Below are 9361 nucleotides of genomic sequence, written 5' to 3' on the forward strand. Positions count from 1 at the left end.
GCGGAGCTGCTCAGGTGTCGTCTCGGACAGGCTTCTTGGGCGTGGGCTTGGCAATCGGCTTGTCGCCGGATTCCAGGTCGAGGTGGCGCGCCCACAGGAAGAACTCGGTGTTGCCATTGCCGCCGGTGATGGGGCTCTGGAAGTAGCTGTGGACCTTCATTCCCGCGTCGCGGCAGCACTGGCGCACACGCGTCTCGACCTCGGTGAACAGCGACTTGTCGCGCACGATGCCGCCCTTGCCGATGTGCTCCGGCTGCAGCTCGAACTGCGGCTTGACCAGCACCAGCAGGTCCGCGTCCGGCGCCATGTAGGCGAACAGCGTCGGCAGCACATGGGTCAGCGAGATGAACGACACGTCGGCGACGACCACGTCGAAGCTGGCCTGCGCCCACTCCTGCGCGAAGGCCGACTCGCTCACGTCGCGGGCGTTGATGCCCTCGTAGGGGACCACGCGCTCGTCGCCACGCAGCTTGGCGGCGAGCTGGTCGCGGCCGACATCGAGGCCGACAACCTTCGTCGCGCCCTGCTGCAGCAGCAGGTCGGTGAAACCGCCCGTGCTCTGGCCCACGTCGAGGCAGGTGCGCCCTGCCACGCTGAAGCCGCAGCGGGCGATGGCGCCTTCGAGCTTCAGGCCGCCGCGCGAGACGAAGCGCAGCTCCGCGTCGTCGGTGATCTCGACCTTGGCGTCCTCGGGCACGTCCTCGCCGGACTTGGTCGGCACCAGCCAGCCCTTGGGGGCGAGCCAGCGCACGGCCTTGCGCTCGATCAACCGCTGGGCCGCGGAACGGGTGGGGGCCATGCCCCGGGCAACCAGCACTTGGTCTATGCGCATCAGGAATTCTCCAAAAGATTCAATTTCAACGTAGTTTCAGCGGCCTCGACCGCGGCGCCCAAGGGTTGGAGCAGCCACGCGAGGTCGGATTCAGTCAGGGCCACACCGCCCGCGCCAGCCGCGCCGTGCAGACCGGCCGCCAGCGCCGCCTTGCGCTCCTGCAAGGCGAGGATGCGCTCTTCCAGCGTATCCTCGGCCACCAGCTTGTAGACGAACACGGTCTGGGTCTGGCCGAGGCGGTGGGCGCGGTCAGTGGCCTGGTTTTCGACCGCCGGATTCCACCACGGGTCGTAGTGGATCACGGTATCGGCCTGCGGCAGGTTCAGCCCCACCCCGCCCGCCTTCAGGCTGATGAGGAAGATCGGCACCTCGCCGCTGGTGAACCGCTCGACCAGCGCGTCCCGCTGGTGGCCCGGACTCTGCCCAGTGAGCTTGACCCAGGTCAGCCCGGCCGCCTTCAGCCGTTCCTCGATCAGTTCGAGCATCGAGGTGAACTGCGAGAACAGCAGGATGCGCCGACCCTCCTGCACCATCTCGGGCAGCGTCTGCATCAGCCAGTCGAGCTTGGCCGAGACCTTGACCTTGCGCGCCTGCGGAATCGCCACCAGCCGCGGATCGCAGCAGACCTGGCGCAGCTTCAGCAGCGCGTCGAGCACCATGATGTGCGAGCGCGCCAGGCCCTTGGCATCGAGCGCCTCGCGCACGGACCGCTCGGTGCTGAGGCGGATGGTCTCGTACAGATTGGCCTGCGGGGCGTCGAACTGCACCCGCACCACCGTCTCGACCTTGGGCGGCAGTTCGGTGGCGACCATGCCCTTGGTGCGGCGCAGCATGAACGGCGCCAAGCGCCGGCGCAGCAGCGCGAGCCGCTGGGTGTCGCCCTGCTTCTCGATCGGGGTGCGGAACAGGGTCTTGAAGCGGGTTTCGCTGCTCAGGTAGCCGGGCAGCAGGAACTCGAACAGGCTCCAGATCTCGCCGAGGTGGTTCTCCATCGGCGTGCCCGACAGGCAGATCCGGTGCCGGGCCTGCAGCATCTGCACGACCTGCGCGGCCTGGGTCTTGGCGTTCTTGATCGTCTGCGCCTCGTCGAGCACGACGGCGTGCCACGGCTGCTTGACGAGGATTTCGGCGTCACGCGGCAGCAGCGGGTAGGTGGTCAGCACGACATCGTGGTGGGCGATGTCATCGAAGCGCCCGCGCCGCTCCAGCCCGTGCAGCACCAGCACGCGCAGCCCTGGGGCAAAGCGGCTGCATTCGCGCCGCCAGTTGCCCACCAGACTGGTCGGGGCGACGATCAGCGCAGGGCGGTCGAGCGCGCCACGCTGTTGCTCGGCCACCAGATGGGCGATGGTCTGCAGGGTCTTGCCCAGGCCCATGTCGTCGGCCAGCACACCGCCGAGCCGCTGCCGCGCCAGCGCCTGCAGCCAGGCCAGCCCGGCGCGCTGGTAGGGGCGCAGGTCGGCGACCACCCCGTCCGGCGTCGGATGGGACTCGCCGTGGTGGCTGGCGTCGAGGAGATCGTGCAGCGCCCCGGCGCCGCGCTGGCCGGCCGGCAGATCGACCGCCACCGCCTCCGCGCTCAGGCGCAGCATCTCGATGCGCGTGAGTTCGAGCGTCTCCGCCTGGAACGCCCCCGCCGGCCGCTCGCCCACCAGCTCGACCAGCGCCGCCAGCCACGGCTGCAGCGCCGCACCGGGCACGCCCCACCAGTGGCCCTGCGCGTCGTGGACCCACAGCCGCTCGGGCGCCTGCAGCGCCGCGCCCGGCGCGCCATGCGCCTGCGCCACCAGTTGCGGCACCCACGGCAGCAGGTTGATGCGCCGGTCGCCGACCCGGAAGCCGATCGACAGGTGCAGCCAGTCGCCGGCGGTCTCGGCCTGGGCGTCGGATTGCAGACCGTCGAAGGTTTCCCCGGAGCCCGCATCGCCCAGCGACACGTCCAGGCTGTCCACCGGGCTGACCTGCGCGCCCCAGCCCTCGCCGGTCTCGATGACAAAACCCGCTTCGCGCCAAGCGGCGAAATCGTCGGCCAGCCAGCTGCCGAAACGCTGCTGGCGCTGGGCCGCATTCGCCCCTTCCAGACGCCAGAATTCGAACACCGAGGTGGCGCCAGACGGTGGCAGCGGCTCGCAGCCCAGTGCGGCGCACTGCTGCACCGCCGCATGCTCGCGCAGCACGTCGCGCCGCAGATCGACCAGCCCGGCCGGCGTGTCGATGAACTGCTGCGCCGACTCGGTGCCCGACCAGTAGCCACGCTGCCCGGCGTAGTCGAACGCCAGCGTCAACCTTGGCTCGCTCTCGTCGGCGTCGAAATCGATGTGCAGGACGGGCACGGGCGCCACGTCCCGGATGCGCCGCGCCACCGGCTGCGCCACCGCGTCCGGCAGGCTGGGCAGCACGCGCCGCACCTCCGGTTGCGCGGCCTGGGTGCGCAGCCAGTCGTCGGGCATGGCCGGCGCCTGCAGCAAGCGGGCAGCTTGCTCGTGTGCAAGGCCCTGCAGATCGAGCACGCCCACCTGCCCGTGGATCGGGTCGAGGTACAGCGACACTGGCCCCGGCACCGGCCGCACCTGCGACACCACCCGGCCATCGACCTGGGCCACCAACTGCCAGGCGCCGCTCGGCAGCGTGGTCCAGGCCCAGTCCAGCGTGCGCGGCTCGCCCCAGGACCAGACCGGGCCGGGGCAGCCCTGTTCATCTGCCGCCACAACCCGACCCGCGCGCACGGCCGACTCCAGCACCGCCAGCCCCAACTGGTCCTGCACCGGTGCATCCGACAACTCGTCATACGCCCCACGTGACCGGCCCGGCAAGGCCTGCTGCACCCACAGCCACTGCGCCACCGCGCGGAACAGCGCATCGTCACTGCGCTGCGACACGCGCCAGGCATCGGACGCCAGCGCCCGCAGCTTGCCCAGCTTGCGCGGCTCGCCCGGTTTGGCGCCGAGCTTGGCCTTGAGCACCGTCGCGCGTCGCCCCCCGAGCGCCACACTGGCGAACGCGGCCGTGGACGGGATGCGCTGCTCGGTCAGCGTGAACAGCAGCACCTCGTTGTCCATCACCGGTGACCTCGACAGAACCACATGCGACGATGGCAGTGGCGGCGGTGGGGTCAGCAGGGACCACCAGCGGTCCAGCACACCCGACTGTGGAGGGGGAACGGGCGCGGGGGCGGCCACAGGCGGGCGGGCAGGTGATTGCGATGCCTTCAGCTCCGCCACCAGCTTGGCATTGGCCGCCATCAGTGCCTCCACGTTGAACACCGTCATGCTCTTCACGGCCGGAGCGGGTGCCGGGGACGGCACGATGTCCTTGCGGTAGCGCGACAGGTGGCCGATCAGCGCCGCCTGGTGCTTGCAGCGGTCACCGACCGGGCAGGTGCAGCGGCCCTGGAACCACCATTGCCCCTGGTCGTCGCAGCCCAGGTCGATGCCGGTCGCGTAGGGCAAGGTGTCGCTGCCATACACCCGCGCGTCGATCAGCCAGCCGGGGTGGGCGTTGTCGTCCTCCACCACATCGACGTGCTGGACCCGGCCCTGGTTCACATAGGGCGTGCTGCGCTGCCAGGTGCGGGTGTCGAACAGGTCGATCAACGCCGACAAGCCGGGATTGGCAATGCGCAGCAGTTCGTCCATGGGGCCGGGTTCCTTCGCGGTCGTTCAATAACGGTAGGTGTCGGGCTTGTACGGACCCTGCTTCGACACACCGATGTAGGCCGCCTGCTCGTCGGTCAGCTCGGTCAGCATCGCGCCCACCTTCTTCAGGTGCAGGCGGGCCACCTTCTCGTCGAGGTGCTTGGGCAGCACGTAGACCTGACCGGACTGGTAGGCGTCCGGGCGCGTGAACAGCTCGATCTGCGCGATGGTCTGGTTGGCGAAGCTCGACGACATCACGAAGCTCGGGTGGCCCGTGCCGCAGCCGAGGTTCACCAGCCGGCCCTTGGCGAGCAGGATCAGGCGCTTGCCCGGTTTGCCGTCCACGTCGGGGAAGATGATGTGATCGACCTGCGGCTTGATCTCGTCCCACTCGTACTGTTCCAGCGACGCGACCTCGATCTCGTTGTCGAAGTGGCCGATGTTGCAGACGATCGCCTGGTCCTTCATCGCCAGCATGTGTTCGTGGCGGATCACGCCCTTGTTGCCGGTGGTTGTCACGAAGATGTCGGCCTTGTCGGCGGCGTACTCCATGGTCACGACCTTGTAGCCTTCCATCGCGGCCTGCAGGGCGTTGATCGGGTCGATCTCGGTCACCCAGACCTGCGCCGACAGCGCGCGCAGCGCCTGCGCCGAGCCCTTGCCCACGTCACCGTAGCCGGCCACGCAAGCCACCTTGCCGGCGATCATCACGTCGGTGGCGCGCTTGATGCCGTCCACCAGCGACTCGCGGCAGCCGTAGAGGTTGTCGAACTTGCTCTTCGTGACGCTGTCGTTGACGTTGATGGCGCGGAACAGCAGCGTGCCGGCGACCGACATTTCCTTCAGGCGGTGCACGCCGGTCGTCGTTTCCTCGGTCACGCCGATGATCTCGGCGGCCTTGCGGGTGTACCAGGTCGGGTCGGCGGCGATCTTGGCGCGGATCGAGGCGAACAGGCAGGTTTCCTCTTCGCTCGTCGGGTGGTCCAGCAGCGACTGGTCCTTCTCGGCACGTTGGCCCAGGTGCATCAGCAGCGTCGCGTCGCCGCCGTCGTCCAGGATCATGTTCGGGCCTTCGCCCGGCGTGCCGGCGGCACCGAAGTCGAAGATGCGGTGGGTGTAGTCCCAGTAGTCGGCCAGCGTCTCGCCCTTGTAGGCAAAGACCGGCGTGCCCTTGACCGCCAGCGCGGCGGCGGCATGGTCCTGCGTCGAGAAGATGTTGCACGAGGCCCAGCGCACGTCCGCGCCCAGCGCCTGCAGCGTCTCGACCAGCACGGCGGTCTGGATCGTCATGTGCAGCGAGCCGGTGACGCGGGCGCCCTTGAGCGGCTGCGCGGCTGCGAATTCTTCGCGGATGGCCATCAGGCCGGGCATCTCGGTTTCGGCGATGCGGATTTCCTTGCGGCCCCAGGCGGCCAGCGCCAGATCGGCGACGAGGAAATCGGGGGTGTGGACAGACTTGACGACAGCGTTCATGAGGAATGGGCTCCGGAGGATGAGCCGCTCACAGCATCGACGCGCGGGCCAGTCAGGGATCACGAGAACGGCAACCGTGCCGGCTCACCCTGTGCCCTCGCCGCAGATGCGGGCGAGCGGGTGAGCGACGTTGCCTTGTTGAGAGGGGTTCGAGCCTGGGATCGGGTACAACCACCGATCTTGCAACGCTCCTCGAACACGAAGGGCGATTGTAGCCACCCCGGCTGGACCGTTGTGCCAAGCAGCGCCGGGTGTCCATCTCTTTTCCCGGTCAAGCCATGCAACCGCCCCCAGACACCCTCACCCCACCGGCGGCCGTCTCCTTTCGTGCCGCCCTGCTCTTCTGGCTGAAGCTCGGTTTTCTCAGCTTCGGTGGCCCGGCCGGGCAGATCGCGCTGATGCACCAGGAGCTGGTCGAACGCCGCCGCTGGATCTCGGAGCGGCGTTTCCTGCACGCGCTCAACTACTGCATGGTGCTGCCCGGCCCGGAGGCCCAGCAGCTCGCCACCTACATCGGCTGGCTGATGCACCGCACCGTGGGCGGCTTGATCGCGGGCGGGCTGTTCGTGCTGCCCTCGCTGGTGCTGCTGATCGCGCTGTCGTGGGTCTACATCGCCTGGGGCACGCTGCCACTGGTGGCCGGGCTGTTCTACGGCATCAAGCCGGCCGTCACCGCCATCGTCGTGCAGGCCGCACACCGCATCGGCTCGCGGGCGCTGAAAAACGCCACGCTGTGGGCCATCGCCGCAGCGGCGTTCGTGGCGATCTTCGCGCTGGACGTGCCCTTCCCGGCCATCGTGCTGGCGGCGGCGGTAGTTGGCGCCATCGGCGGCCGGTTCGCACCCGATACCTTCCGCACCGGCGGCGGCCATGGTGCGGCGAAGGTCTCCGCCGGCCCCGCGCTGATCGATGACGACACGCCCACGCCCGAACACGCCCGTTTCCGCTGGCAGCGGCTGGCGCGGGTGCTTGGGGCGGGCGCGCTGCTGTGGGCCGTGCCGATGGCGTGGCTGACCACCACCCTCGGCTGGGAACACACGCTCACGCGCATGGGCTGGTTCTTCACCAAGGCGGCGCTGCTGACCTTCGGCGGCGCCTACGCGGTGCTGCCCTATGTGTACCAGGGCGCGGTCGACACCTTCGGCTGGCTCACGCCAACGCAGATGATCGACGGCCTGGCGCTCGGCGAAACCACGCCTGGCCCGCTGATCATGGTGGTGGCCTTCGTCGGTTTCGTCGGTGGTCACGTGCAGGCGCTGTTCGGGCCGGGGCATCTCTTCCTGGCCGGCGCGGCGGCAGCCACGCTGGTGACGTGGTTCACCTTCCTGCCGTCCTTCGTCTTCATCCTGGCGGGCGGGCCACTGGTCGAGTCCACGCACCAGAACCTGAAGTTCACGGCCCCACTCACCGCCATCACGGCCGCCGTGGTCGGAGTGATCCTGAATCTCGCGCTGTTCTTCGGCTACCACGTGCTGTGGCCGGCAGGGTTCAGCGGGCGCTTCGATGGGGTGTCGGCGGTGATCGCGGCGGGGGCCGCGGTGGCGCTGCTGCGCTACAAGCGGTCGGTGGTGGAGGTCATCGCCGGCTGTGCGGTGCTGGGGCTGATCGCCCGCAGCGTGGCGGGCTGACAGGGCCCCCAGCCCGCTCCCGCCCGCTTGCCGCCACAATGGAGCCCTTTTCTGTCCCAACGACCACCGCCCCATGTCCACGTCTGACACCCCGATCATCCCTGAAGAGGCTGCACAGCCCGTCGCCGAGTCCATCGCCGAACCCGTGGCGGAGACGGTTGCGGACAGCGCTGCTGTCGAGCCCGTGGCGGAGACAGTTGCGGACACCGCCGTGGTCGAGGCCCCCGCCGCGGCCGCGCCCAAGGTGCCCGAGATGACCCCGTCGGAATGCGCCCGCCAGCTCAAGGACCGCTTCCCGGCCCTGTTCGCCGGCACAGCCGCCAAGCCGCTGAAGCTGCGCATCCAGGCCGACATCAAGGAGCGCGCGCCGGGCGTGTTCACCAAGGCGGTGATGTCGGCGTTCCTGCGCCGCCACACCGGCACCACGGCTTACCTGATCGCGCTCACCAAGGCCGAGCACCGCTTCGACCTCGACGGCCAGCCGGCTGGCGAAATCACCGACGAGCACCGCCAGGTGGCGCAGGAAGAGCTGGACCGCCGCCGCGCCGTCCACCAGGACCGCCGCGCCAAGGACGCCGAGACCGAGCGCGCCAACCGCGACAAGGCCCGCGCCGAAGAACGCGCCGCGCAGACGCAGCAGCGCGAAGAGCAGGAACTGCAGGAGCAGAAGCGCCGTAACCGCGCACAACTGCTGCGCGACTTCGAGAAGACCACGCTGACGCGGGGGAATTTCTGCGTGCTGAAGGGACTGCCGGAGGCGGATCTGGACCGGGTGCTGGAGATCGCGCGCAAGGAAATGGCGGAGTGGGTGGCGAGCCGGCCAGCTACCCCGCCGATAGAACACTTGGATGACCGCCGTCCTCGCCGCCCGGACGGTGACCGCCCTGCGCGCCGCGATACTCGTGGCCCCATCGGTGCAAGCGGCAGCCCACGACGGGACCGCGCACCACGCTGATCGCATTGGAAAACCAACAATGAAAAGGGCCGCAAATTGCGACCATTTTCATTCGCCAGTTGAATGGTTGGCGCTAGTTCGTCACGATGTATGCTTTGGTCATGAACAAGAATTTTTCCCGGATTATTCTTTTCCCAGGGAAAAATTCTACCATCTCTTCATACCCTAGCAATCTAGTTTGATCGACGAATGCATCAATATAATCTCGGCTTGGTCTGGCAATAATTCCCCAGAAGGAAAAATTTCGCAGGAGTCTTTTCTGCCACGTTTTTGGTAGCCAATGAATAAATGGCGTCACATAATGCGGCTCGAAGAAAAATTCGCGGGCTGGGGTTTGTAGCCATATCTTCGTCCCCACCCGGCAAAGCTCGCGCGCGAAGTCTTTCTGCTTCTGGTATGAGCCCACATGCTCGATGACAGAGTTGGAGAAAACTATGTCGAACTGGTTGTCGGAATACTCAAGATTTGTACCATCACCAGTCACGAATATAAAATTATTCGCCTCCGGCACGCCCTCGTGCGGCAATATATTCAGAAGCACCACCTCATTTTTATACCCAATGAGATTCCAGTTATAGGGCGTGCCACCAACATCCAATATTTTGCCTAAAGGCTGTGGATTTATTTCTCTAAGGAAAAATTCCATTCTTTTTTTTCTAAACGGCACAATTATGACATTGAGTATTTTGTGTATCAACATGGCTTTGTTGCATAAATAAAGTCTTTGAAATCAATAGCTTGCAATCACTCTAGAGCAGTTTTTAGGCCAATTTCCGGAAAAATCACTTCGAAGTCTTCGTAAGTCGTTGATTTCATGATAAATTTTCATTCGAGTTAT

At 66.9% G+C, this 9361-nt stretch carries 6 protein-coding genes and 1 riboswitch; of the genes, 2 read left to right on the forward strand and 4 right to left on the reverse strand.

Annotated elements, in window-relative coordinates; all coding sequences use genetic code 11:
- Positions 1-10: 10 nt before the first annotated feature.
- Genes RMP06_RS14465 through ahcY form a run of 3 tightly spaced genes read right to left on the reverse strand, consistent with a single transcriptional unit; the run spans position 11 to position 5940 of the window.
- Complete coding sequence (locus RMP06_RS14465) at positions 11-832, reverse strand: TlyA family RNA methyltransferase (RefSeq protein ID WP_310462486.1); 822 nt, start codon at positions 830-832, stop codon at positions 11-13.
- Positions 832-4467 carry a DEAD/DEAH box helicase gene (locus RMP06_RS14470; RefSeq protein ID WP_310462487.1) on the reverse strand — a complete coding sequence of 1212 codons (3636 nt, stop codon included), beginning with the start codon at positions 4465-4467 and terminating at the stop codon, positions 832-834. The genes RMP06_RS14465 and RMP06_RS14470 overlap by 1 nt, the downstream gene beginning before the upstream one ends.
- A 24-nt stretch (positions 4468-4491) precedes the next feature.
- On the reverse strand, positions 4492-5940 hold the full coding sequence (ahcY, locus tag RMP06_RS14475; protein ID WP_310462488.1) for an adenosylhomocysteinase: 1449 nt from the start codon (positions 5938-5940) through the stop codon (positions 4492-4494).
- Positions 5941-6055: 115 nt separating this feature from the next.
- Positions 6056-6140, reverse strand: a riboswitch (S-adenosyl-L-homocysteine riboswitch).
- Positions 6141-6218: 78 nt separating this feature from the next.
- Between ahcY and chrA the strand changes: the two genes are divergently transcribed.
- Positions 6219-7568 carry a chromate efflux transporter gene (gene chrA / locus RMP06_RS14480; RefSeq protein WP_310462489.1) on the forward strand — a complete coding sequence of 450 codons (1350 nt, stop codon included), beginning with the start codon at positions 6219-6221 and terminating at the stop codon, positions 7566-7568.
- A 73-nt stretch (positions 7569-7641) separates the two neighbouring features.
- Positions 7642-8523, forward strand: a complete 882-nt coding sequence (locus RMP06_RS14485) for a ProQ/FINO family protein (protein WP_310462490.1) — start codon at positions 7642-7644, stop codon at positions 8521-8523.
- A 73-nt stretch (positions 8524-8596) separates the two neighbouring features.
- Here the strand turns inward: RMP06_RS14485 and RMP06_RS14490 are convergent, their stop codons facing one another.
- Positions 8597-9169, reverse strand: coding sequence for a class I SAM-dependent methyltransferase (locus RMP06_RS14490; RefSeq protein WP_310462491.1), 573 nt, complete (start codon positions 9167-9169; stop codon positions 8597-8599).
- Between the last annotated feature and the right edge of the window lie 192 nt (positions 9170-9361).

The sequence above is a fragment of the Sphaerotilus sp. genome, from assembly GCF_031429695.1.
GTDB lineage: Bacteria > Pseudomonadota > Gammaproteobacteria > Burkholderiales > Burkholderiaceae_C > Sphaerotilus.